At 30.9% G+C, this 24,292-nt stretch carries 23 protein-coding genes; 13 read left to right on the forward strand and 10 right to left on the reverse strand.

Going from position 1 to position 24,292, the window contains the following annotated elements:
• The first annotated feature begins 117 nt into the window (after window positions 1-117).
• A complete protein-coding gene (gene lon, locus ABD077_RS10750; protein ID WP_343912313.1) occupies window positions 118-2,568 on the forward strand; it encodes an endopeptidase La in 2,451 nt (816 codons plus the stop codon).
• Window positions 2,569-3,295: 727 nt separating this feature from the next.
• Window positions 3,296-4,510 (forward strand): class I SAM-dependent rRNA methyltransferase, encoded by a 1,215-nt coding sequence (locus ABD077_RS10755; protein ID WP_343912314.1) that lies wholly within the window; start codon window positions 3,296-3,298, stop codon window positions 4,508-4,510.
• A gap of 58 nt (window positions 4,511-4,568) precedes the next feature.
• Here ABD077_RS10755 and ABD077_RS10760 read toward each other — a convergent pair whose 3' ends face one another.
• The 3 genes from ABD077_RS10760 to ABD077_RS10770 form a co-directional block, all read right to left on the reverse strand.
• Window positions 4,569-4,976 (reverse strand): DUF2541 family protein, encoded by a 408-nt coding sequence (locus ABD077_RS10760; protein WP_343912315.1) that lies wholly within the window; start codon window positions 4,974-4,976, stop codon window positions 4,569-4,571.
• 116 nt (window positions 4,977-5,092) lie between these two features.
• Window positions 5,093-5,929 (reverse strand): M57 family metalloprotease, encoded by an 837-nt coding sequence (locus tag ABD077_RS10765; protein ID WP_343912316.1) that lies wholly within the window; start codon window positions 5,927-5,929, stop codon window positions 5,093-5,095.
• Window positions 5,930-6,170: 241 nt separating this feature from the next.
• Window positions 6,171-6,617 (reverse strand): hypothetical protein, encoded by a 447-nt coding sequence (locus tag ABD077_RS10770; RefSeq protein WP_343912317.1) that lies wholly within the window; start codon window positions 6,615-6,617, stop codon window positions 6,171-6,173.
• Between the two features lie 232 nt (window positions 6,618-6,849).
• Between ABD077_RS10770 and ABD077_RS10775 the strand changes: the two genes are divergently transcribed.
• Window positions 6,850-7,038, forward strand: a complete 189-nt coding sequence (locus tag ABD077_RS10775; RefSeq protein ID WP_299601668.1) for a hypothetical protein — start codon at window positions 6,850-6,852, stop codon at window positions 7,036-7,038.
• 625 nt (window positions 7,039-7,663) lie between these two features.
• A complete protein-coding gene (locus ABD077_RS10780; RefSeq protein WP_299896428.1) occupies window positions 7,664-8,530 on the forward strand; it encodes a M57 family metalloprotease in 867 nt (288 codons plus the stop codon).
• A 366-nt stretch (window positions 8,531-8,896) separates the two neighbouring features.
• Here the strand turns inward: ABD077_RS10780 and ABD077_RS10785 are convergent, their stop codons facing one another.
• The gene (locus ABD077_RS10785) at window positions 8,897-9,730 is read right to left on the reverse strand and encodes an OmpA/MotB family protein (protein WP_299601663.1); all 834 of its coding nucleotides are present in this window, start codon (window positions 9,728-9,730) and stop codon (window positions 8,897-8,899) included.
• A gap of 337 nt (window positions 9,731-10,067) precedes the next feature.
• Here ABD077_RS10785 and ABD077_RS10790 point away from each other — a divergent pair, with 337 nt between their 5' ends.
• Complete coding sequence (locus ABD077_RS10790; protein WP_343912318.1) at window positions 10,068-11,045, forward strand: peptidoglycan DD-metalloendopeptidase family protein; 978 nt, start codon at window positions 10,068-10,070, stop codon at window positions 11,043-11,045.
• A 3-nt stretch (window positions 11,046-11,048) separates the two neighbouring features.
• Here the strand turns inward: ABD077_RS10790 and ABD077_RS10795 are convergent, their stop codons facing one another.
• Window positions 11,049-12,278 (reverse strand): response regulator, encoded by a 1,230-nt coding sequence (locus ABD077_RS10795; RefSeq protein ID WP_343912319.1) that lies wholly within the window; start codon window positions 12,276-12,278, stop codon window positions 11,049-11,051.
• 191 nt (window positions 12,279-12,469) lie between these two features.
• Between ABD077_RS10795 and ABD077_RS10800 the strand changes: the two genes are divergently transcribed.
• The 3 genes from ABD077_RS10800 (at window position 12,470) to ABD077_RS10810 (ending at window position 14,372) form a co-directional block, all read left to right on the forward strand.
• The gene (locus tag ABD077_RS10800; protein ID WP_343912320.1) at window positions 12,470-13,120 is read left to right on the forward strand and encodes a hypothetical protein; all 651 of its coding nucleotides are present in this window, start codon (window positions 12,470-12,472) and stop codon (window positions 13,118-13,120) included.
• 151 nt (window positions 13,121-13,271) lie between these two features.
• Window positions 13,272-13,760 (forward strand): RNA polymerase sigma factor, encoded by a 489-nt coding sequence (locus ABD077_RS10805; protein ID WP_299601652.1) that lies wholly within the window; start codon window positions 13,272-13,274, stop codon window positions 13,758-13,760.
• A 6-nt stretch (window positions 13,761-13,766) separates the two neighbouring features.
• Window positions 13,767-14,372, forward strand: a complete 606-nt coding sequence (locus ABD077_RS10810) for a hypothetical protein (RefSeq protein ID WP_343912321.1) — start codon at window positions 13,767-13,769, stop codon at window positions 14,370-14,372.
• Between the two features lie 76 nt (window positions 14,373-14,448).
• Here ABD077_RS10810 and ABD077_RS10815 read toward each other — a convergent pair whose 3' ends face one another.
• Window positions 14,449-14,877, reverse strand: a complete 429-nt coding sequence (locus ABD077_RS10815; protein WP_343912322.1) for a hypothetical protein — start codon at window positions 14,875-14,877, stop codon at window positions 14,449-14,451.
• A gap of 163 nt (window positions 14,878-15,040) precedes the next feature.
• On the opposite strand from ABD077_RS10815, the gene ABD077_RS10820 reads away from it, so the two are divergent.
• The gene (locus ABD077_RS10820; protein WP_343912323.1) at window positions 15,041-15,463 is read left to right on the forward strand and encodes a Dabb family protein; all 423 of its coding nucleotides are present in this window, start codon (window positions 15,041-15,043) and stop codon (window positions 15,461-15,463) included.
• A 19-nt stretch (window positions 15,464-15,482) separates the two neighbouring features.
• Here ABD077_RS10820 and ABD077_RS10825 read toward each other — a convergent pair whose 3' ends face one another.
• The 3 genes from ABD077_RS10825 to ABD077_RS10835 form a co-directional block, all read right to left on the reverse strand.
• Window positions 15,483-15,797: an ArsR/SmtB family transcription factor gene (locus tag ABD077_RS10825; protein WP_343912324.1), complete on the reverse strand. Its 315-nt coding sequence runs from the start codon at window positions 15,795-15,797 to the stop codon at window positions 15,483-15,485.
• Entirely contained in the window at window positions 15,787-16,215 is a 429-nt protein-coding gene (locus ABD077_RS10830) for an SRPBCC family protein (RefSeq protein ID WP_343912325.1), read from the reverse strand. Before ABD077_RS10830 ends, ABD077_RS10825 begins: the two co-directional genes overlap by 11 nt.
• A 159-nt stretch (window positions 16,216-16,374) precedes the next feature.
• On the reverse strand, window positions 16,375-17,490 hold the full coding sequence (locus ABD077_RS10835; RefSeq protein WP_343912326.1) for a glycoside hydrolase family 113: 1,116 nt from the start codon (window positions 17,488-17,490) through the stop codon (window positions 16,375-16,377).
• A 455-nt stretch (window positions 17,491-17,945) separates the two neighbouring features.
• Here ABD077_RS10835 and ABD077_RS10840 point away from each other — a divergent pair, with 455 nt between their 5' ends.
• A complete protein-coding gene (locus ABD077_RS10840; protein ID WP_343912327.1) occupies window positions 17,946-18,263 on the forward strand; it encodes a DUF6660 family protein in 318 nt (105 codons plus the stop codon).
• Between the two features lie 67 nt (window positions 18,264-18,330).
• Complete coding sequence (locus tag ABD077_RS10845) at window positions 18,331-20,508, forward strand: TonB-dependent receptor (protein WP_343912328.1); 2,178 nt, start codon at window positions 18,331-18,333, stop codon at window positions 20,506-20,508.
• Window positions 20,509-20,605: 97 nt separating this feature from the next.
• Here the strand turns inward: ABD077_RS10845 and ABD077_RS10850 are convergent, their stop codons facing one another.
• A complete protein-coding gene (locus ABD077_RS10850; protein WP_343912329.1) occupies window positions 20,606-21,490 on the reverse strand; it encodes a winged helix-turn-helix domain-containing protein in 885 nt (294 codons plus the stop codon).
• Between the two features lie 127 nt (window positions 21,491-21,617).
• On the opposite strand from ABD077_RS10850, the gene ABD077_RS10855 reads away from it, so the two are divergent.
• Both ABD077_RS10855 and ABD077_RS10860 read left to right on the forward strand, forming a co-directional pair.
• Entirely contained in the window at window positions 21,618-22,610 is a 993-nt protein-coding gene (locus tag ABD077_RS10855; protein WP_343912330.1) for a YceI family protein, read from the forward strand.
• A gap of 128 nt (window positions 22,611-22,738) precedes the next feature.
• Window positions 22,739-24,289: a DEAD/DEAH box helicase gene (locus tag ABD077_RS10860; RefSeq protein WP_343912331.1), complete on the forward strand. Its 1,551-nt coding sequence runs from the start codon at window positions 22,739-22,741 to the stop codon at window positions 24,287-24,289.
• Window positions 24,290-24,292: the final 3 nt, after the last annotated feature.

Below are 24,292 nucleotides of genomic sequence, written 5' to 3' on the forward strand. Positions count from 1 at the left end.
TAGAAATATCGTTAATGTCCTTATTTTATAGGTATTTCCGATGCTAAAGTTAGATTAAATAATTTTTTACAATAATGTTATTTTGTTCAAATGACAAAATGACTTTGATATATACTTATGACAAAATCCAAATTAACAACTCTTGACAGTTTGTCATTTCAAGGGATCAATGAAGATGCTGAATTAATTCCTTTAATGACACCAGAGGATGAAGAGGAAATTGATAAAGAAGATTTACCAGAGGTACTCTCTATTTTACCTCTAAGAAATACAGTTTTGTTTCCTGGTGTTGTAATTCCGATTACTGCTGGTAGAGATAAATCCATTAAGCTTTTAAATGAAGCCAATAACGGGAATAAAACTATAGGGGTCGTTTCTCAAAAGGAAGAAGATGTAGAAAACCCAGGTTCTAAAGATATCAATACGATAGGAGTAGTAGCTAGAATCTTAAGAGTTCTTAAAATGCCTGATGGGAATACTACAGTTATTTTACAAGGGAAAAAGAGATTTAAGATAGATCAGATTATTGAAGAAGATCCTTATATTAAAGCAAAGGTAATTGAAGTTCCGGAAATAAGACCCGCTAAAGAAAATCAAGAATTTAATACGATTATTGATTCGATTAAAGATTTAGCATTGGAGATTATTAAGGAAAGTCCAAATATTCCTTCTGAAGCTTCTTTTGCTATCAAAAACATTGAAAGTAATTCTTTTCTGATCAATTTTGTTTCATCGAATCTTAATTTGCCAGTAGAGGAGAAACAAAAGATACTGGAAATTGATAATATCAAGGATAGAGCACTTGCTACATTAAAATATATGAATTTAGAGTTCCAGAAGTTAGAACTTCGGAACGATATTCAGAATAAGGTTCAGCACGATATGAGCCAGCAACAACGAGAGTACTTTCTTCATCAGCAGATGAAAACCATTCAGGAAGAACTGGGTGGGGTTTCACATGAGGATGAAATAGAGGAAATGCAAGCACGTAGTAAGGACAAGAAATGGGATGAGAAAGTACAAAAGCATTTTGATAAAGAATTATCCAAAATGCGTCGTATGAATCCTCAGGTTGCCGAGTATTCTATCCAACGTAATTACTTGGATTTATTCTTGGATCTTCCTTGGAATGAATTTAGTAAGGATCAGTTCGATTTAAAAAGAGCAAAAAAGATTTTAGATAGAGATCATTATGGATTAGATGATGTAAAGAAACGTATTATCGAATATTTAGCGGTGCTAAAACTTCGTAATGATATGAAATCTCCTATATTATGTCTTTATGGTCCTCCTGGAGTAGGTAAAACTTCTTTAGGGAAATCCGTAGCCGAAGCACTTGGTAGAGAATATGTGCGTATTTCACTTGGTGGATTACGAGATGAAGCAGAGATAAGAGGACATAGAAAAACCTATATTGGGGCAATGCCTGGTAGAATTATCCAAAGTCTTAAAAAAGCGGGGACTAGTAATCCAGTGTTTGTTTTGGATGAAATAGATAAACTTTCAGTTGGAAATCAAGGGGACCCTTCATCAGCTTTGTTAGAAGTATTAGATCCTGAGCAAAATTCGGAGTTTCATGATAACTTTTTAGAAATGGGATTCGATCTTTCTAAAGTTATGTTCATTGCTACCTCTAATAGTTTAAATACAATTCAGCCTGCCTTGCGTGATCGTATGGAAATTATAAATGTTACAGGTTATACAATAGAGGAAAAAGTAGAAATTGCAAAACAACACTTACTTCCAAAGCAATTGGTAGAGCATGGGTTGGATAAATCTCATCTTAAAATAGGAAAGGCTCAATTAGAGAAAATTGTCGAAGGATATACTAGAGAATCAGGAGTTAGAGGATTAGAAAAACAGATAGCAAAAATGGTTCGTTATGCTGCCAAGAACATTGCTATGGATGAATCCTATAATGTAAAGGTGAGTAATGATGATGTGGTGGAAGTTCTTGGAATTCCTCGATTAGAACGCGATAAATATGAAAGCAATGAGGTAGCAGGAGTAGTTACCGGATTGGCATGGACAAGTGTTGGTGGCGATATTTTATTTATCGAATCCATCTTGTCAAAAGGAAAAGGAAGTCTTACCATTACAGGTAATCTTGGTAAAGTGATGAAGGAATCTGCTACCATAGCCATGGAATATATTAAGGCCAATGCAGATGTTCTTGGAATTAATCAGGAAATATTTAGTAACTATAATGTGCATATTCATGTTCCAGAAGGAGCAACACCAAAAGATGGACCTAGTGCTGGAATTACAATGCTTACTTCATTAGTCTCTTTATTTACTCAAAGAAAAGTAAAGAAGAGTATTGCAATGACTGGAGAAATAACATTAAGAGGAAAAGTGTTACCAGTAGGAGGTATTAAAGAAAAGATACTTGCAGCAAAAAGAGCTCATATAAAAGAAATTCTGCTTTGCGAAGATAATAAGAGAGATATTGATGAAATAAAGCAAGAATATCTAAAAGGATTAAAATTTCATTATGTAAAAGAAATGAGTGAAGTTTTGGAATTAGCTTTGACAAAAACTAAAGTAAAGAATGCTAAAAATCTATAATTCAGAACAATAAAAAGCATTTAAATTTATAAAAATCATTTTTCTATCTAAGAAAAATGATTTTTTTTTGACCTGAAACCTGTTGATTTTACTGGGATTTGATAGATTTTGTTGTTTTTATTCAAAAAAAAATTAAAATAAAGTGTAACAATATTACATCATGTGCGTCATATAGATGTAAACAGTAGAGAAATCAACAAGATCTATTACTAGATAAACAAAAGTTGAATTGAATACTAAAAGAGGGTAGATCCTGATACTTCTTGGGATGTATGCTTTTTAAAGATAAGAATCGATTCGATTAACAATCAAAAAGCGAGATTTCTTTACTTGATATTTACAAGTTCGAACAATACTTTTTTTGGGCGTTTATCCTGATACTTCTTGGGATGGGCGCTTTCTTTTTTTGTTAAAATTCCAACTATTTTCTTCCACTTTTTTTGAGGTTAAGACGCAATAGAAAATGATATAATTGTTTTACTTTTATAATAAGAAACCAGACTTTTATTAACATTCGTGTTATAATTAACCAACAAATATATTACACGCGAAATACTCTTAAATCTCAATGTAAGATGTCACACCTATCATATGTCTAATCTGACTTTTCCGATATAGGTTACACTTTAAAAAGTTTTGGTTAAAACGGGGTTGTCTTGCACATACAATCCCGTTTTTATTTGTAATAATTCTCATAAACTAAAAAATATTATTATTCTTGCAGAATATGAATCTTATTCCAGATATCACAATTCAACGACTAGCGATAAAACTAAAACCTTCTGCCGAAAAAATGGTTAGAAAGGAGCATCCATGGATTTTTGAAAACAGTATTGCGAAACAGAGTAACAAAGGCAATGCAGGGGACTTAGCAATTATTTATGATAATAAAAAGAATAAGATACTGGCTATAGGATTATACGACCCTTATTCTCCAATTCGGATAAAATTAATTCAATTTAAAAAAGCAGCTCAGATAAACAATGATTGGTTTGCCACGAGGATTCAGGAAGCTTATCAACTAAGAAAACCTTTATTAGAAACGGACACCAATAGTTATCGATTACTTTTCGGAGAGAATGATAGAATGCCAGGTTTTATCGCCGATGTATATGACGAAGTATTAGTAATAAAATTATATTCTCATATTTGGTTTCCATATTTAAATTGGATCGTTCCTCATTTAATAGAAGTCTCTGATTGTAATACGGTAGTTTTACGATTAAGTAGATCTTTGCAAACTACTGGAAATACCTTTGGTGTATCTGATGGTGATGTTATTTATGGAACATTAAAAGATGAAGTTGTAATTTTTAGAGAGCATGGTGTATTGTTTTCCGCGAATGTTATCAAAGGTCATAAGACTGGGTATTTCTTAGATCATAGACATAATAGAAAAAGAGTAGGGGAATTAGCAAATAATAAAACTGTACTAGATGTTTTTTCGTATGCAGGAGGTTTTTCTATTCACGCATTAGCAGGAAGCGCAAAAGAGGTTACAAGCCTCGATATCAGTAAGCATGCTTTGGAAATGGCAAAAGAGAATGCTCAGCTTAATACGCATTCAGGAACTCATAATATTATGGTTGCAGATGCTTTTGAAGGTTTACAACAATTAATCGATGATAAGCAGCGATTCGATATTGTGGTAATCGATCCTCCTTCATTTGCTAAAAGAGAAAGTGAAATAGATGGAGCAAAAAACAGCTACGCGAGGTTAGCAAGACTTGGTGCACGTTTAGTAGTGAATAAAGGGATTTTAGTGTTAGCATCTTGCTCTTCCAGAGTACAATCAGATGATTTTTTTAGCATATGTGAAGAACATATTATCAATACTGGTAGAAGTTTTACGGTATTGGAAAAAACATTTCATGATATTGATCATCCAATTGCTTTTAAAGAAGGAGCATATTTAAAATGTGGGTATTATTTATTAAATTAAGTTGAAGTATTCTATAAACTATAAAATACTTCAACATTTTTATATCAAATATTTACCACTAGTGCTTTCCAAAAACATGTACTTTAGCACGTTTCCTAGATAAATTTTTTGTGTCATAAAAGAATGTAATATCTCTTATAATTCTTTTATTTCGTTTTAAATCGATAAGTCTAGTTGTTCCGCCTTTCGCAAAATTCTTTTTGATAGCGATTACTTGTTTTTCACCATTTCCGTATTGAACAACCACTCTGTGCATATTTAGAGAACCATTAGTTACCTTTAGTTTTAGTTTTTTAAATCTTCCATCTTTTGCCGTTACTTTAATAACATCTCTATCTAATTTGTAATTCACCGTTCTGGTTCCCAAATGTTCCCATTTTAAAGGTGCAATGGTAAAACTACTTCCTATTAAAAAGATTACGACTAATAATGGTAATGCTATTTTTAGAGTTCTTATAGTTTTCATAGTATTAAATTTTATGTTCGCTAATAAGACTAGTTCAAAAGAAAAAGGTTTAATGAATTACAAAAGCCATATAAAAAATTATATGGCTTTAAAAGGTTTTAAGATATGTGATATGGTTAATAAAGTATATTCAATGCTGTTCTATCGGTGTCCGTAAATTCTCCATCTTCATCATTTCCAAAGCAAGCCAACATAATCGAATCTGCATCTGGAGAAGTTGGTGTTCCAGGTATCCAGATCGCTGGTGGCTCTACTTGTATGCCTCCAGTGTTTCCACAGCTTTGTCGGTTAATCCAATCCTGATGTCTTAAACCGAGACAATGTCCAATTTCATGGGTGATTACATGTTCATTAACATTAGTACTAAAAGCTTGTGTTCCAGAGTTAATTCTAACCCAAGGATAAGGTTTACCTAATAAATCAGGAAATCCAGCACTTCCGCCTCCATTTGGGTTATTAACCTGGAATACTACTATATCGGCTGCTCCAATATTTGCTCCAAATGTAAGATTGAAATTAAGACTATTGGGTAATGCATTATAATTGTTAACTGCCCATCGTAAAGCTGTTTGCATCCTTGATGTAAGACCTGCACTTCCTCCTGTAAACCCAAGAATATTGATGTTTCTATTAGCTGGAGATACAATATTGATATCACGATATTGCTTATTTCCATTTTCTAAAGGTTCTAACGCTGCATAAGAATCTAAATCGGATACAGGTACCATAATATCACCTGAGATAAAATATGTATTTGTTTTTTTATCTGGAGTAGTAATTTCTTCAATAGAGACATTATCTATATTGATACCCATATTAAATAATTTATCGAGCTGCTCTTTTGTTGGTTCTTGAATAAATTCTTGTGTTTCTTCGGAAATCTCCTTTTTCTTGCAGGAAAGAAAGGTAAATAGAAAAATGGCTAGTAATGTTGAAAATCTAAGTGCTTTCATAGAAATGTATTTAGTTTGATTAGTTAATTTTTATCTAAATAGGGATTCTAATGGGGAAGCTTATTACCATTTCTCAGACCTGAAAAAGAGTAAGATTGTAACTGGGATAAATTATAGTGTATTATTACTTTTAACTTGAAACAAAAGTATAAGGAAACGGTTCATAAAAAAAGGGGATTAGAACCCATATTTACGGGTTAAAATCCCTTTGATAATTTTAAAATCTAACAAAATATGAAGTTTATTCCACTTTTATATAATTTTCTGATCTTGAATACTGTCCGTTTTCATCGATTGCAATTTGCTGATAAGAATTTTTATTCATGACTAGTTCAAATTTAAATACTTGGGTAGTGTCTACAATTTTCATCATTGGACCAGAAGCATATTCTAATCGCTCTTCTAAAATGGTTCCTTTTATGGTATATGTGCCATAACCGAACCATTCATTGTTATCTGACGGATCGAAACGTGTCCACATCACTTTTCCCTTGCTATACATTTTTACTTGGCGATAACCATTTATATTATAGATAGTGTCCGAAATTTCATTATGATCATATAAAAACTGATGTTTTAAGTCCCACACACCTTCAAGGTTATATAAGTCCATAGTGCTACTAAAATTATGATTATCGAAGGTGTTAATTGAGAATAAGCTACAGGTAATTAAAAGGATGAGTTTCATGATGGAATGATTTAATGTTTGACCATCAATAAGTTACGAAAAAAACATGAATTTTTAAACTTAAAACTTCCTTTATAATTGAAATATATATGATTGTGAATAAGAATTTGATAACATCATAAAACAGTAGTAAAAAGTAGGCTTGTTAAAAAGTAACTTTGAACAATTAGAATTATGATATATTACTCGTTAATTATAGGCAGGGTAATTATTATTGAGAAATAAATAGTTTATGACCGAATATGTATTGCTTACCGATGATCAAACTTATTTTGTAGAGTATTTAATTGGAGAATTGGTTTTGTCTAATAGTATAAGTGAGGCGATGAAATTCAATGATGAACATTTAGCATTAAAATTCAAGAAAATGCTTCATAGCTCTTGTAAACTTACCACTAGTGTAAATACCTATATAGAATAATATTATCCGTATTTTATAAAAGTGGAGAGGTTTTATTTTGGTAAAAAAACTACCTCTATAATGTATTTTATGTTTTTTCCAATTTTTTAATAGTTATCGTCTTTTTGTTGAATTTTATTTACGGTTTTGCCGTATTTGTAAAAAAATATTTAGTATTTAACTTTTTTCTTTAAAAAAAACATATATCTTGCCGTCGCATTAATAGTGAAATTTTCCTCGGAAAAAAATTAGTGTAGAACTAAGTAACTATGGTTCTTAATATATTATACAAACTCAACTACTTAAAATGAAGACGAATAAAATTAAACCACTTGGTTTGGTCAATCTTTTGCCCACCAAATCCTTCCGAAAAAAATATAGGACTTATTTTGATATACTCCATCAATAGGACTTTCTAGGTTTTTATTTAACCATACGTTTTTAGATATTTTTATACTATTCTATACTATTAAAAATTTCTTTGTTTTAGATTTTTTAAAACCCTTATTCTTTTCGAAAATTATTAACTTAAATAAACACAATATCTTTTGCTGTCTGCATAAGGTGTATCTTTTATAAACATTTTGCTACTATGTGAATGCTAACTACATTCTTTTATTAGTAGTAAAACAAACTCAACTTAGAAATGAAAAAAATCAAATTATTAGCGCTTAGCGCTGTAGTGGCAGGATTAGTAATCTCTTGTCAGAAAAATGATGTTAATGAAGCTCAACCTGATTTAGCATCGGACTTATCAATTGAAGAAATAGAAGCTCTAACCAAGGCAGCTGTAAATCCTAATGGTGCTGTAAAAGAAATGATGACAGATTTAGATGGTAATGCTACCATGTATGTTATTTCTGGCGATATCGCTCTAGAGCGTAAAAAACTTTTAAATGGTGACTACGCTATGTTAGAAGGTGAAAACAACACTAAACAGTATAGAACTTTTAATTTAATTAGTGGTGCTAATACTACTATCGATATTTTAGGATATACAGGTTCTTGTTGTGCATTAACAACAAATATGCGTACCGGATTACAGTGGGCTGTAAATAACTATAATAGATTAAACACGAATCTAAATTTTAGATTAACGTTTGGATCTAATACAAATGGTGCTGATATGATTGTATTCAATCAAGGAGGAACTGGAGTTGGTGGTCGTGCTGATTTTCCAAGTGGAGGAAGACCTGGTCAATTAATTAGAATTGATGGAGGGTTAGCAAATAGTAATAATAACATCAATGAACATGTAATCACCCATGAAATAGGTCATGCTGTAGGTTTAAGACATACAGATTATGCGAGAAGAAGATGTGGAAATAACAACGAGCAAGATAGTGCTGAAGGTCAAGCTGCTGGAGCAATCAATATTCCAGGTACACCAACAGAAAACAGATGGGGTGCTGCTGGATTGGATTCCGGTTCTATCATGATTTCTTGTTATGATAACAGTACACAAGGAGAGTTCTCTAATTTTGATGTTGTAGCATTAGAGTTCTTGTACTAAGAAATAAGCAAAAGTGAAATAATTAAATAAAGATATACCTTATACAGACTAAGAGCCATCTCATTGTTGAGATGGCTCTTTTGCTTATTTATGATGTTATCTTCTGTGTTTTTATATACGTTTAAACACTATTAAATAACTAAACATAGCTATTGATTTGTGCGGTAATTTAAAGTAAATATTTTATAATTAGTTCAAATCCAAGGATAGATAGCTTATGTGGTTTTAATTAAAGACAAAATGGTATTACAATATTTACGTTTTGTATTGATTCATGGTGCTGATATTTGAATCTAACACAACCAATTGTAAACAAAAAAAGACCACCTAATGGCGGCCTTTTTTGATATTATAAATTCTTTCTTCTTAGTTAGAAGATAACATTGCAAAGAATTTGTCAAGATTTGGTAATAATACAATTCTTGTACGTCTGTTGATTGCCATATTTTCTTCCGTGTCATTTTCAACTAATGGCTGGTAACTGCTTCTTCCAGAAGCGATTAATTTAGCAGGATCTACATTATACTTATTTTGTAATAATCTAGTAATAGAAGTTGCTCTTTTAACACTTAAATCCCAGTTATCTTCTAATGCAGGAGTACTGATAGTTCTAGGATCTGTGTGTCCCTCAATCATTACATCAAGACTAGGCTCTGAGTTAATTACTTGAGCAAGTTTTTCAAGGATATCATTTGCCTTATTACTTACTCTGTAGCTTCCACTATTAAATAGCATCTTGTCCGAAATAGAGATCATTACTACCGTTTGATCAATGTCGATAGAAATGTCTTCATCTTCTTTTAAGCTGTCATCTAATGAATTCTTCAAATTATGAGAAACTGCAAGATTCATTGAGTCTTGTAATGTTCTAGCGCCTTGTAATTTTTCAGGACTAACCTGAGCAAGGGTTTCATTCATTTTCTTTTTGGTGTTGTTAGAGATTACAGCTAGGTCATCCACCATCACCATTTTTTCATTATTAGAGTCTCTTAAAGAGTTAATCTTTGCGTTATAATCCGCAACTCTTGCTTCAATTTTTGCAAATTTAGACTCAAGCTCTTCTTTCTCTACGGTAGTCTTCTGTAATGTACTACGCGTATTGTTTAGATCTTGCTCAAGAGCCAAATACTTCTTCTTTGATACACAAGAGGTAGTCATTAAGGCTCCAGATAATGCGATTAGTGTGAATACTTTTTTCATGGTTATTTAATTAATCTTTTATATGCTACCTAAAACTGATTGTGGAGCATTTTATTATAATTTTACCTACTAAACTTTTCACATTAAATTCTTAAAATATGTTAAAAAGTTTACATAAAAAATATATCCCGTATTGTTTTTACGGTAAATATATCAAGGGTTTTTGTGTAATATTTTGATTTTTAACCATTTGTTTGTTTAACTGCTTTTAAAAAAGAAATATTGTTATTAAATGAATAATTAATATTATTGTAACGCCTTAAACAAAATATCGTCTTACTTAAAAATGAAAGTGCTTTGAATAAAATTTACTTAGGATTTAAAATTTTTGACATTCATGTTTTTGAATAAAGGGAAACTCACGTTCTTATTAATTCTAGTCGGTATAGCTACTTCATCTTTGTTTGCACAATATTCCGATAATACTGAGGCTAAAGTTTTATTGGATTACAAAGAATTGGTATTAGATGGTAAGAAGACATATTTGCCTATCTACAAGGTTAATCGGCAATATATTATTACTCAGAATAGCGAAGAAGAAGGAGTTATAAATAAGGAAATCATAACAAGCGTTTATGATGAAAATTGGAATACCAAGATTTTCAATACTTTTTTGAAAAAGAAATTCGATAAACGTCCTTTTTTACTTCATTTTAAGGATTCTGTATTCTCTTCGCCAGTTGATCATAAAATGGTGGTTACTTCTAGATATGGTTGGAGAAGGGGAAGAGCACATCAAGGAATAGATATTGACCTTCAGACAGGGGATAATGTAAAAGCATTGCTTAGTGGTAAAGTTAGATATGCAAGACGACATTCTGGTCATGGAAAAACGGTAGTTATACGACATGAAAATGGTTTAGAAACTGTTTATGCTCATCTTTCTAAATATATGGTACAAGAAAATGATCTTGTAGAAAAAGGACAAGTTATTGGTAAAGGCGGAGTATCCGGGAATGCCCGAGGAAGTCATTTACATTTAGAAGTAAGATATCATGGTAAAAGCATACATCCTGAATATCTTTTTGATTTCTCTGAAAATACCAAAGTAAGATCTGAACAAATTGCGGTTACCAAAAAGTGGATGACGCCTAGATCGCATCGTTCTACAAGAAAAAGTAAAATAGTAGTTCAACAAACAATAGAGAAAATAATTGAAGAGCCAACGACTAGAAGTGTTTATGTTGTCCGGAAAGGAGATACATTGCATGGTATCGCTAGGAAACATGATATTGAAGTTTCGGAAATCTGTAAGATTAATGAAATCAGATATAATTCGGTACTAAATATCGGACAGGAAATAGTTATTTACTAAGAACTAATTAGGTATGTGTTTATGGATCATTTCTAATAAGATATTCTTATCATAAGGTTTTAATATATAGTCGTTTAAACCTGCTTGCATAATCTGTCTATTTAACTGAGTAACATCTACAGCAGTTAGTGCAATAATAGGTGTTTTATGATCAAATTCTCGTATTCTTTTTGTGGTCCCTATACCATTAAGTTTAGGCATGTTTATATCCATTAAAATAATGTCATAAGAATTATCTTTGGCAAGTTCAATAGCATCAAACCCATTATCTATTGTTGTGCATTCAAAATTTTCTTTGGATAAAATTTTATTAGCAACTAATAAATTTAGTTTATTGTCATCAACTATTAGTGCTTTTTGTTTTTCATTCCCTGTAGACTCATTATTTGTGCTCGCATTTTCGTTCACAGTTTCTAAGTCTACTACAAACGCATATTCAGATCCTGCATGAGAATTATTTTGTACGATAATTTCTCCTTCAATAGATTTAGCCAATCCTCTTACGATTAATGAATTAAGTCCACTTCCTAAATACGATTTTTTTACCTTATCAATATCAATAAACTCTTGGTATATAGATCTTTCATCTTCTTTTGTAATCTCGTTTCCATCATGCTTAATTTTAAAAGAAATATTATTCATACTTCCTTTTTTGGTAATTAAATTGACAGAAAAAACAATATTTCCATTTTTAGTAAAGCGTAAGGCGTTACTAATCAAGTTCATTAAAATTTGTGAAAGAATAGAAGAATTTCCAATAAGCTTTTCTGGAATTTCATCATCGAACTCTAGATTTAGAGTATTACCACTATTTTCGGTAGCGTAACTGAAAGAATTAACCACATTTTGAGTTAGTTCTCTAAGATCAATCTGCTGCTTATCAACCTCTATTTTTTCAGTTTCCAGCACATTAACCTGTAATACATTATTGATGAGAGTTAATAGATAATCTCCAGAAAACTTTAAGGACTTAAGATTTTTATTATCCGATAATTCTGGGTGTTCATTTACCAAAATATTGGTTAATCCCATAATTCCGTATAACGGAGTTCTTAATTCTTGACTCAAAGAAGAAATAAACTCTTGATTTTTTTGTTCTTTTTTTTCTGTAGAACTAATTAAAGTACTTAATTCATCATTTTTCCGTTTAAGTTTAGATGCTAAACTGATATATCGAAAACCTAAAAAAATGACTACTGCTAAAAGAACAATTATTATAGGGAAAATATACATGGGTTGTTTTTTATAACAAAATAATAAATATCGGATTTATCTTACAAGTATCAACGGGTGTTTTTTTTGTTAATATGTGATTTTTGATGTTTTGTACGGTTTATTCGTAGTTTGGTAGAGTTTTTGAAAGTAATTAACAGAAAAAAGTAAGGGATTAGTTATCTTTAACGACTATATAGCATAAAGGAAGAATGAAGACGAAATCAACTGTTATATCGATATTTTTTTTGTGGTTTGTAGCTACGTTACAGGCACAAATAGAAAAACCTATTTCATCTTTACAAATAGACAAAAACAGTGATTTAAAAACCAGTACTTATAAACTTACTCCGGGTTTAACAAAACCTAAAAACAACTTTTCTTTATATACCAGCTTAGAAGATTCTATTCGATTTAATAGAACGCAGAAACCTTTTGATATGACAGGTAATAATGGACTTTTAAAACCAAATTTTAAGTCCGTTCCTAAGTGGTTTCAAAAAGATAAAGAAATAAAGGAAGAATATAAATCAGATCAGTACTTGGGTGATTTTAAAAGTAATGCAGAGTTTGTTTATCTTATCTATAGAGATTATGAATCAGTAGACGGAGATTTAGTACGAATCTTCTTGAACGATGATGTTATCCGTTCTAGTGTCTATTTAGATGCTGTTTTTCAGGGTTTTAAAATTGATCTTATAAAAGGTTTTAATAAAATTGATATTCAAGCTTTAAACCAAGGTACTTCTGGTCCAAACACCGCAGAATTCCAACTTCATGATGACCAAGGTAATGTCATTACTGCTAACGAATGGAACCTTACTACAGGTGTAAAAGCTACCTTAATAGTAGTAAAGGAATAATTTTTTTATCCATTTTCTTCGATGATCTACCATTTTTTAAGTGGTTCCCACTACTTTTTATAACTTCATATAAAAGTTTTTCTAATTTTTTTCATAAATAATGTGATTTTTTAATCATAAGGTATACTTATATAGAAAATAGAATCTAAAAATGAGTAAGGAAGAAGAATTTACTCGCATTATTAAACAAAATGAAGGTGTTATTTTCAAAATAACAACCGTGTATACAGATCAATCTGAAGATCAACAGGATTTGTATCAGGAAATAGTATATCAATTATGGAAAGCCTATGATAGTTTTAGAGGTGATGCCAAAATTAGTACCTGGATGTATAGAGTTGCTTTAAATACTGCAATAACTAGATTAAGAAAGGAAAAAAGAAAAGGAAGCAAAGTCGGAATTGATCAGGTAGTATTGAAACAGACAGAGAATTACGACACGGAGTTCGAAGAGAAATTAAAGGTTGTGTATGCTCATATAAAAATGCTTAATGATCTCGAAAAAGGTCTGATTTTATTACTATTAGAAGGTAAAAAATATGAAGAGATAGCTACAATTACTGGATTAAGTGCTACGAATGTTGGAACACGTATTTCTAGAATAAAGCAAAAACTGAAGACGCAAATAATTAAAAAATAAATGGGGATGGAATTAGAGGAAATGCAAACAATATGGTCTGATATAAGTGACCAATTAGAGAAACAAAAAAAATTAACCGATAAAATGATTATTATGATGACACAGGAGCGATACAGAAAAAAATGGAACAAAATTGCCTATCCAGAGATTTTAGGAACTATTATTTGTTATGCAATGGCTATTTTAATCATTGTAAAGTTAAATACTCTGGATACTTGGTATAATGCAGCATTTGGAATTAGCTGTGCCATTATATTATTAGTACTACCAATTTTGTCATTACGATCCATCAATAAAATAAGCAGTATTAATTTTTATGAAAATACATATAAGGATACATTAATTACATATACAAAACGCAAAAAACAATTCCAATCACTTCAAAAAGTATCATATTATTTGAGTTTTTTATTGATATTTTTAATTCTTCCGGTTACCTCAAAAATAATAGGAGGGAAGGACTTGTTTGATGATGTAGATAAACTTTGGTCAATAGCATTTTTTATACCTTTCGGGATCATCTTTTTTATATTCTTCGCAAAGTGGGTAAAAAAGATATACGGTAAAAACATGGAAGCAGCAGAGAATATCCTAAAAGATTTAGAGGAATAAGATGTAGATAGTTTTATAAAAAACAAAAGCAGTATTAATTTAAATACTGCTTTTGTTATGAAAGGAATTATAGGTTTTATGAAATCCATCCCTTATTATTTGAATATTTAGAGAACCAAATTAGAAATGCTCCAAAAACAACAATACAGATGGGCATATAAATTCGTTGACCAGTTAATGCTACAAAATCCTGAATAAAGAAATTATAAAATTGTTGGGCAAGTACAGTTACTAAGGAAATGATAAACAATATGATAGCCCATTTTTTCTTTATCAGTAATGCAATACATCCAAGAGTTCCTGAAAATACGGCTATTGCGAAAACCGCAGTAACCCAAGCGGGAATATTGTTATGAAAGTTTTGATCTGCTTCAGGCATTGCTTTTAAGATCTCATCAGTCATGTAAGCTTGTGCTAAATAGGCCATCACTCCCATAAGATTCCATAATAATGCGATAACACTTATAATCCAGAACCAAATGGGCGTTTTGATATTCGTATTCATAATTAATTGGTTATTAGGTTGTTTTATAAAAACAATGTAGCCATAAACATTGTAATACCCAAATTATGTATTCCGTCTATAAAATTATTACTGGTTTAGTTTTTTATTTTATGTAAACAACAGTGAGATTTTGTAAATTTAAAAACTAACTAATTTTTATAATATGAATCTCTTAAAGCAATGGAATAAAGTACATCGTGTATGTTGTTTGTTATTAATAGGCGTAACGATGCTATCAGTATCGTCTTGTAACAATAATGAAGACGTATTTGATAAGCATTTTGTGCATTCAGTTTATATTTGGCTTAAGAATCCAAATAATCAAGAGGATAGAAAGCAATTTGAAGTAGCGTTAGATAAGTTTTTAAAAACCTCTAAATACGCAAAAACCAATTTTGTGGGAACTCCGGCAGGAACGGATAGAGAAGTAGTAGATAATACCTATACCTATAATATTGTTGTAACTTTTTCTTCAAAAGAAGAACAGGATTTATACCAAAAAGAAGATGCTCATCTTTTATTTATTGAAGAAGCCTCTTCTCTTTGGAATAAGGTACAGATATACGATGCCGTTGGCTTAGATTAAATCTTAGTCATTAAGAACTTTAATCTAAATAAGAAGCTAAATTGTCTAGGGAGTCATCCCAGAATTTTTCGTAGAATTTTAGCCATTTGCTAACTTCTATAAGTGGTTTGGTATCTGCACTACAAAAGCGTTCTCTCCCTCTTGTACTTATAGTGACCAGACCAGCATCTTCAAGAGTTTTTAAATGTTTAGTGACTCCCTGTCGGCTGATGTCGAATTGACTAGATACCTGGGTGATTGGAAGAGCCGTTGCTGTAACAACAAGAGCATGAAATATTTCGCGTCTTGTTGGATCTGCTACCGCCTTTAGTATACGAGTGATTTTATCCTGCATGAACTTCTTGAATTAAATAATTTAAAAGACCAGTTAAGCAGTTATCCCATCCACCATTAAAACTGGTATACATCTCAATAGCTGTTGTACCAGCATAATTAGAAATCCCTGAATGTTCTAATACCAATTTAGTGCCTTCAGAAGTTTCAGTAAGATTCCATTTCACTGTAGTATCAACGTCAGTACCTTCAATTTTCCATGTATAGATTAGGGTGTAAGGGGTAGCTCGTTGAATGATACCGATGATAGGTTCGCAATTTTCTTTATCTGGTGAGTTAAAGGTATAATTATAACCAACTTCTGCTTTGAAATCCGCAGGTAAAAACCAATTGGATATTTCTTCTTGTTTGGTAATAGCATTCCATATTTTGTCTATTGGATGTTTAAGAATACGTTCTTTGATAATTTGATCTTTCATGATGTTCGTTTTTTAAATGATTAATATTATGCAACTTTATGGTTGCTAATTTAACCAAAATTATTCAATACGCAACATTTCGGTTGCATTTATTTTAAATAGTAATCAGATATTATTTATATTGGTAGGGTGTAAGTTAGCTTTAGATCTCTATAGTTATTATTTACCGGTTGTTCCATACCATTTAGCAATAGTATTTTCTGCGGGTTTAAATCGTGGAGAAAAATCTAAATTGGTAGGCGCATTTTCTTTTTTAGATTGTATGTTCCATTGCCAAATATATGACCCTGCAAACCAATTTTTATCCCAAAATTCTTCATAAAGCGCTTGGTAGGCGAGTTGTTGTGTTTTGTCAGACTTTTGCTTAGATAAGATACTAAATGCTGATCCCCATTCCCAAGGTTTAATGGTAGCGGAAACTTCGCTTTTATAACCTACTTCAGTAAACAAGATTGGTTTATCGTGTTTTTCAGATAAGTTGGATAGCATTTTTGTATATCTTTCCCATCCCTTTTTGATTACATCTAGATCCGGTGATGAGACTTTAGTTAATGGAAAATATGCCTGGATACCGATATAATCTAATTCATCCCAAAATTCAACGTAGTCAAATTCACCATCCCAATTCGCTGCATACGTTAGCTTACCTTGATATACATTTTTAATTTCTTTAACTAATTCGATCCATTTCTTTGGTTGATTTTCCAATGAACTTCGTAATTCTGTGCCAATACAAAATAATTCAACATCTGTATCTGCTGCCATTTTAGCGTAATGCAGTATATTTTTACGATAAGACTCAAACCAAATATCCCAGTTCTCTTTCTTAGCATGGTTTATATTGGATCTCCAACCAGTACCTAACCACAGGTGTGGTTTTAGCATGACATGTATGTTATTCTCTCGAAGTGCTGTTATGGTTCTTAGATGAAGACTATCTCTTTTTGACCATTTACCAATTTCTTTAGGAATTCGCATTTCCGAGGATTCTTCGTTTTCTTGATCTAAAAATGGGACTACGGCTACCCATTCTATGTTAGTTTTGATAAGATCATCAATTGCATCAAAATCTTCATTATACCAACCAAATACACTCATACCACGATGTTTTCCATCCTTTTGATACAAATCTTTAGAGATTCCTGTATTGTTTTCAACCGTTTGTATCCAATTGTAATCAAAATTTTCGAAACTGTTTTTAAAGATTAAGAGTTTATAAATTCCAAAAATTAAAACTAAAGGCATCAGAAGTCGTACTGAAAATTGTTTAGACATTATTTTGAAACCTCTTTTTTTGTAAACCCTTATAAAATATCTTAGGACTAAATAAACTAGGTATAATATCACAAAGAAAATGTGTATTACAATGGCAAACCTTGTTTTAACCAAAGCATTTCCAAATATTACGAAAGATTCTGAAAATGTAAACCCTTGATTCATGGCGCCAATTATAACAAGTGTTAGGCTAATAAACCAAGTGAATATATATACCAATAATGCTGGAAAAAGTTCTTTTTTTATAGTATTTATTTTCTTCATGTATTTAAATGCAACCAGCTAATAATTATTTGTTTTCATCATCAATATAGGGTATAGTTCTCTTCATTTATATTTTATAAGAAGCTCTAGATCATAAATTGTTACAGATCATAGTGTGAAAGTATTTTCTTAGAAAAAATTCACCAACATTAATTGTCTCAATTTCCTTTTCATTTATCTTTGCAAAAGATATGAGATTTTTTTGTGTCATTTTATCGATTTTCATAGTTGGTTTAACAATAAAACCATGCGAAGATGCTTTTGAGATAAATGAAGATGGTAAATTTTCATTTTATGGAGATCATGATCATTCTCATGATGATGAAGATTCTTGTTCGGAGCTTTGCATATGTCTCTGTTGTGGGGTAACGATCACCTATGAATTACAAAAACAATATGTTTTAGAAATAAAACCTGAAATTATTTCTAAAGATGATTTCACAATTCAACCACAGTATATATATCACTTTCTTTCTGATATATGGCAGCCGCCACGGTTTATGTCCTAATTTTTTAATTGAATTCATTCGAATTCTATTTACAGAGACATAAATTAATTTTAATTTTTATTTCATAATGAAAAATACAATATGGAGTATCGTACTCCTTGTTTTCTCATTTGCATATGTAAATGGGCAAACACATAGCATTACGATAAAAGTATTATCAGAAGATACAAATGAACCACTAATTGGCGCAACAGTCTATTTAAAAGATATAGATAAAGGTAGTATCACTGACTTAGATGGTATTGCAGTAATAAATGATATTCCAAAAGGAATATACGCATATAAAGTGTCTTTTTTGGGTTTTAAATCTATTGAAAATACAATTGAAATACCTTATCCAGAAATCTTCACAGTTTATCTTCATGAGGATGGAGAAGCGCTAGAAGAAGTAATTTTGGAATCTAATCGAAGTACGAGAACTTTTAAAAGAATTCCAACTAGAATTGAATTTATTGGAGGAGAAGAGTTAAGCGAAAAGAATGCAATGAATGCCACTAATATTTCTATGGTGTTAAGAGAAAGTACGGGCATACAAATGCAACAAACTTCATTAAGTAGTGGAAATGCGAATATCAGAATTCAAGGTCTTGATGGAAGATATACACAACTTCTAAGAGATGGTTTTCCTTTGTATTCTGGTTTTTCTAGTGGTTTAAGTATTCTACATATTCCTCCTTTAGATCTAAAGCAGTTTGAGATTATTAAAGGAAGTTCTTCTACACTTTATGGGGGTGGTGCCATCGCTGGTTTGGTAAATTTAATTTCTAAAACACCAGAAGAAGAGCCAGATATGGATATTATGTTAACACAGACTCATGCTTTAGGAACTACAGGAAATGTGTTTTATAGTAAAAGGAATGAAAAGTTTGGAGTCACTTTATACGGATCTGGTCATTACCAAAAGGCTTTTGATCCAGATGATGATGAGTTTAGTAATCTTCCTGAGACAAAATCAATTGCTATTAACCCAAAGTTTTTTTATTATCCATCGGATAAAACAACCTTTTGGTTCGGAGTCAATGCGACCTATGATGATAGGTTGGGAGGTAATCTAGACGCTATTGAAAATAATGCAGATAATCTATATACTGAAGAAAATATTTCCAGACGTTTAAGTACACAAACCTTATATAAAAGTAATATTGATGCTGAAAAATCATTTTATATCAAAAACAGTTTTTCCTATTTCGATAGGGATTTAACTGTACCAACCATTAATTTTAAAGGAAACCAGTTAAACTCTTTTACAGAGGCTGTTTATAAGAATATAGGAGAAAGAACAGACTGGGTTTTTGGAGCTAATTTGTATACTACTGATTTTGACGAAGAGTCGATAGGTTTACAGCGTGATCAAAGTGATCTTACTGCTGGATTATTTGTAAATAATATCTATGATTTTACTGATAATTGGATATTAGAAACAGGTTTTAGAGCAGATTATGCTAAGGATTGGGGGTTTTTTCCATTATCAAAAGTTTCATTACTATATAAGGCTAATCAGTCATTCTCCAGTAGAATAGGTGGAGGATTGGGATATAAAATCCCTGATATTTTTACCGAAGAAGCAGAATTTATCAATTTTAATAATATACTAGGTATTGATAAGGATAATTTAGAGGCTGAAAGATCTTATGGAGTAAATCTTGATTTTAACTACGAAACCTATTTAACTGATGAGATAAATTTTTCGGTAAATCAACTATTCTATATTACTGCTATTCAGAAGGGATTGTTACTTACAAATACAGGCACTGGATTTTTTCAGTATGAAAATGCTGATGATAATATTGTTAGTAGGGGAGCCGAAACTAATATCAAGTTCAGTTATAGAGATTTTAGATGGTTTCTTAACTATGCATTTATTGATACTAGGTTAAATTATCTAGATGGTAATCCTCAAAAGCCTTTGACTGCAAGACATAATGCGGGTAGTGTTATCATGTATGAAAATGAAAAATGGAGATTAGGTTTTGAATCGTATTATATTGGAAGACAATTATTATCTGATGGAACTGAAACTACCGATTTTATTAAAATGGGGCTTTTAGGAATGCGTAATTTTAATTGGGCTACCGTTTTTGTGAATTTTGAAAATTTTACCGATCGAAGACAGAGTAGATTTTCTCCATTAGTTTCAGGATCAAATGATAATCCAACTTTTGCAGAAATTTATGCGCCAACCGATGGTTTTATCCTAAGTGTTGGTATTATTATTAAACCATTTGGTCAAAAACATCATCATTAATATATCTAGAACATAGAACATCTCACTATACCACAAGTAAGATGTTCTATGTTTAAAGTTTTTAGTTGTTTTTTTACTCCCAATGAGATAAAGGAGTCTAGTTTTTAGTAGTTACTTCTAATTTATACCCAACACCATGAATGTTTACAATCTTAACTTCAGCATTGTTAGTTAATTTTTTACGTAATTTGGAAATGAACATATCTAAACTTCTACCAACGATAACTCCATTATCTTCCCAAACTTCTTTGATAAGTTGTTCTCTTTTTATAATCTGATTCGGTTGACGTGCAAGTAAGTTTAAAATTTCACTTTCTTTAGTTGTTAAACTAATTTCGGTTTCATCTTTAACTAGCTTTTGTTGGTCCGGAAAAAATAGAAATTCTCCAATAATCCTGTGATTAGAGTTCACTTCTGTAGTGTTATTTTGTTCTTTTCTTTTGAAAAATGTCAAGCTAGACATTGCAATTAAAAGTAAAACGAACATAGAAAAAGTATATACATTACCTACACTACCATATAAAGAGTGATCGGTATCATCTAGCATCATTACTTTGATGGTATAGCAGCTTTCTGGAAAATTTCTACCGATACAAGAAATACTATTTTCTTCAATAGGCCCTAATACTTCATAGCTATAAGAAACTTCTTTAGTAGTACAATCTATTAGTTCTGTAATGTAATTTTGTGGAAGTTCCGTTTTTTTTAATTCTACATCTATAATCTCTACCAATTCTTCAGGGTTAATGGCAATTTCCTTTTGAAAAGATATTTCATATGTTTTATCAGATATTCTTTTTATCGGTAATACCAAGGAAGTAGTATCATTATTTTTCAACAGCAATTGATTTCCAACTGACCTCAAAGCTACTTTTACTTTTTCTGGATAGAATGATATTTTTTTTGAGGAGAAACTAAATACCGATATACTGCCAACTAATACAATAAGAAGAATAGCTACAACTTTTACCTTTTTTTTCATGAACATGGCTTATTACTCTAATATTTACATATTATTTACAATTGTGATACACTTTTTTACAACTCATTTATATAGGTAAGCGTATACCAAAACTACTTTAGCTTAAAGTAATCAAAAAATAATATCTATGAAGACTAAAGTAAGAATTCAAGCGAATAAATTGAGTAATTTATTTGTTAAAATCTATCTATCCATAATTACAATTACATCGCTATATGCTTGTTCAGAATCAAATGATTATATAACAACAGACTCAGGATTGAAATATAAAATTACGAAAGCGGGTAATGGGCCTAAAGTAATTGCTGGTCAGGAAGTGCTAATCCACGAGACAACGAGATATATGAATGATTCTCTTGTATATACTTCTAGAAATAGACAAAATCCATTAAAAATTTTAGTAGGGGGAAATCAGGTGATTAAAGGAGTAGAAGAAGGTTTGCTTGGAATGCAAAAAGGTGAAATTAAAGAATTAATTGTTCCTCCGGCTTTAAGTAAAAGAACAGGTAATATTACATTTCCCCATCCAGACTCTACATTGCATTATGATATTGAATTAATAGATATTATAGATCAAAATCCAACATTATTATTAGATTCGATCACCGTAATGAAAATATCAGTGGATAGTAGCTCACTCAGATGGGAAGGATTTAATAAACTACATACAGGTGGTCATTATGGTACTGTAAAATTTTCAAGTGGAGAATTTTATAAAAAGGACGATAAAATTGTAGGAGGAGAGTTTATTGTAGACATGAATACTATTGTAAATATAGATGGTGGTTATAATGAAGGATTAGTAGATCATTTAAAAAATGAAGACTTCTTTGATACAGAGAAATATCCAATTGCTAGGCTTTATATCAGAGAAGTATTGTACAAGACTAATTCTGAAGTAACCATACAAGCAGATTTAATGATAAAAGACATGAATAACACCATATCATTTGATGCCAATATAAATGAAAATGATGGTGGTATAAAGTTTCAAACAAAGTTTGCTATTGACAGAACAAAATGGGGTATAACGCATGCTTCAGGAAGTATTTTTGGTGGTGTAGCGGATAATCTTTTGTCTGATGAAGTACAATTTGAAGTGGTAATTTTAACAGAATAAAATCTCCAAAAATCAAGTAGATTCTGTGTAATTAACAAACCCTGAAAAAATCCTGACATATTTTATGATAAATAATCTGCATAAATCCATAAAAGGAGTTAGTTTTGCAGCCCTAGAAATAAGAAAATATGTCGGATTCAACTACGGAATTACAGGAAAAAAAGACTGGTAAGGATTTATATAGTTATCAGAAAGGTGCTATAAATAAAATTTTTAAGTGTTTTGAAGATGCTAGAGAGGATTATCATTTGTTGTACCAATTACCTACAGGTGGAGGAAAAACAGTTATTTTTTCCGAGATTGTTAGGCAATATCTAAAACACCATAATAAGAAGGTGTTGGTAATGACACATCGTATAGAACTATGTAAACAAACCTCTAGTATGCTTACTGGTTTTGGAGTGGTGAATAAAGTAGTTGATAGTAAAGCGAATTTAGATGATCAAGCTAATTATAGCTGCTTTGTAGCGATGGTGGAAACCTTAAATAATAGGTTGAATGAAGACAAATTAGATATTTCTGATATAGGATTAGTGATTATTGATGAAGCACATTATAATTCATTTACCAAATTATTTAAGTTTTTTGAAAGATCTTTCATCTTAGGAGTAACAGCAACTCCATTGAGTTCTAATGTAAAACTACCAATGAAAGATAATTATGATGAATTAATTGTTGGTGAAACGATAGAATCTCTTATAGAGAATGAATTTTTGGCTAGAGCAGAAGTATTTGCTTATAATATGGGACTTACCTCTTTAGAAGTGGGATCCAATGGAGATTATACAGTGAAATCTTCTGAAGATTTATATACCAATAGTTCTATGCTTGGTCAATTATTACAAGCATATGAAAAACATTCTAAGGGTAAAAAGACCTTAATATTTAATAATGGTATTAATACATCATTGCATGTATATGACACGTTTAGATCTGCTGGATACGCAATTGCTCATTTAGATAATACAGCAACAAAAAAACAGCGTAAACAAATATTACAATGGTTTAAAGAAACTCCAGATGCTATTCTTACATCGGTTAGTATTCTTACCACTGGTTTTGACGAACCTACAGTAGATACTATTATTTTAAATCGTGCGACTAAATCCTTGACCTTGTATTATCAAATGATTGGAAGAGGATCACGTATACTCAAAAATAAATCAACATTTAATGTAATTGATTTAGGAAATAACTATCATAGGTTTGGACCTTGGGGTGCAGATTTAGATTGGCAAAAAATATTCAATTCTCCTGATTATTATATGGATAAACTTCTTAATGATGAGGAAATTGAGAGTAAGTTTAAACATGAAATGCCAGAAGAGTTAAGAGCAGAATTTGCAAACTCTAAGGAAGTATATTTTGATATTAAAGAAACTTATAAAGATTCCGTTAGAAAAGGAGAGTCATCAAAGGTTGTACTGGAAAGATCTATTGCTCAGCATGCCAAAATATGCATCGAGAATAGCGAAGATGTGTATGATGCTATTGCACTTGCAAAAATGTTAGGTGATGATATAGATCACAGAATTCAGAGTTATGCAAAATGTATAAGCAGAAGCACCCATAATTTTTTATCTTGGTTAAAAGATGATTATAGAAAAAAATTGAATGCTTATTTACGTGAAAACTTCGATGAAAAATTTGAAGAAATACACGGAAGACCACCGGAATAGGGG

The organism is Aquimarina litoralis, from assembly GCF_039523995.1.
Taxonomy (GTDB): Bacteria; Bacteroidota; Bacteroidia; order Flavobacteriales; family Flavobacteriaceae; genus Aquimarina; species Aquimarina litoralis.

Excerpts from the sequence above, each read along its gene's own strand:
- ABD077_RS10785 (WP_299601663.1), bottom strand. The coding sequence starts at position 9,730 with ATGAAAAAAGTATTCACACTAATCGCATTATCTGGAGCCTTAATGACT.
- ABD077_RS10755 (WP_343912314.1), top strand. The coding sequence starts at position 3,296 with ATGAATCTTATTCCAGATATCACAATTCAACGACTAGCGATAAAACTA.
- ABD077_RS10760 (WP_343912315.1), bottom strand. The coding sequence starts at position 4,976 with ATGAAAACTATAAGAACTCTAAAAATAGCATTACCATTATTAGTCGTA.
- ABD077_RS10805 (WP_299601652.1), top strand. The coding sequence starts at position 13,272 with ATGAGTAAGGAAGAAGAATTTACTCGCATTATTAAACAAAATGAAGGT.
- ABD077_RS10810 (WP_343912321.1), top strand. The coding sequence starts at position 13,767 with ATGGAATTAGAGGAAATGCAAACAATATGGTCTGATATAAGTGACCAA.
- ABD077_RS10815 (WP_343912322.1), bottom strand. The coding sequence starts at position 14,877 with ATGAATACGAATATCAAAACGCCCATTTGGTTCTGGATTATAAGTGTT.
- ABD077_RS10835 (WP_343912326.1), bottom strand. The coding sequence starts at position 17,490 with ATGTCTAAACAATTTTCAGTACGACTTCTGATGCCTTTAGTTTTAATT.
- ABD077_RS10825 (WP_343912324.1), bottom strand. The coding sequence starts at position 15,797 with ATGCAGGATAAAATCACTCGTATACTAAAGGCGGTAGCAGATCCAACA.
- ABD077_RS10850 (WP_343912329.1), bottom strand. The coding sequence starts at position 21,490 with ATGAAAAAAAAGGTAAAAGTTGTAGCTATTCTTCTTATTGTATTAGTT.
- ABD077_RS10795 (WP_343912319.1), bottom strand. The coding sequence starts at position 12,278 with ATGTATATTTTCCCTATAATAATTGTTCTTTTAGCAGTAGTCATTTTT.
- ABD077_RS10780 (WP_299896428.1), top strand. The coding sequence starts at position 7,664 with ATGAAAAAAATCAAATTATTAGCGCTTAGCGCTGTAGTGGCAGGATTA.
- ABD077_RS10830 (WP_343912325.1), bottom strand. The coding sequence starts at position 16,215 with ATGAAAGATCAAATTATCAAAGAACGTATTCTTAAACATCCAATAGAC.
- ABD077_RS10840 (WP_343912327.1), top strand. The coding sequence starts at position 17,946 with ATGAGATTTTTTTGTGTCATTTTATCGATTTTCATAGTTGGTTTAACA.
- ABD077_RS10820 (WP_343912323.1), top strand. The coding sequence starts at position 15,041 with ATGAATCTCTTAAAGCAATGGAATAAAGTACATCGTGTATGTTGTTTG.
- lon (WP_343912313.1), top strand. The coding sequence starts at position 118 with ATGACAAAATCCAAATTAACAACTCTTGACAGTTTGTCATTTCAAGGG.
- ABD077_RS10790 (WP_343912318.1), top strand. The coding sequence starts at position 10,068 with ATGTTTTTGAATAAAGGGAAACTCACGTTCTTATTAATTCTAGTCGGT.
- ABD077_RS10845 (WP_343912328.1), top strand. The coding sequence starts at position 18,331 with ATGAAAAATACAATATGGAGTATCGTACTCCTTGTTTTCTCATTTGCA.
- ABD077_RS10765 (WP_343912316.1), bottom strand. The coding sequence starts at position 5,929 with ATGAAAGCACTTAGATTTTCAACATTACTAGCCATTTTTCTATTTACC.
- ABD077_RS10800 (WP_343912320.1), top strand. The coding sequence starts at position 12,470 with ATGAAGACGAAATCAACTGTTATATCGATATTTTTTTTGTGGTTTGTA.
- ABD077_RS10860 (WP_343912331.1), top strand. The coding sequence starts at position 22,739 with ATGTCGGATTCAACTACGGAATTACAGGAAAAAAAGACTGGTAAGGAT.
- ABD077_RS10770 (WP_343912317.1), bottom strand. The coding sequence starts at position 6,617 with ATGAAACTCATCCTTTTAATTACCTGTAGCTTATTCTCAATTAACACC.
- ABD077_RS10775 (WP_299601668.1), top strand. The coding sequence starts at position 6,850 with ATGACCGAATATGTATTGCTTACCGATGATCAAACTTATTTTGTAGAG.
- ABD077_RS10855 (WP_343912330.1), top strand. The coding sequence starts at position 21,618 with ATGAAGACTAAAGTAAGAATTCAAGCGAATAAATTGAGTAATTTATTT.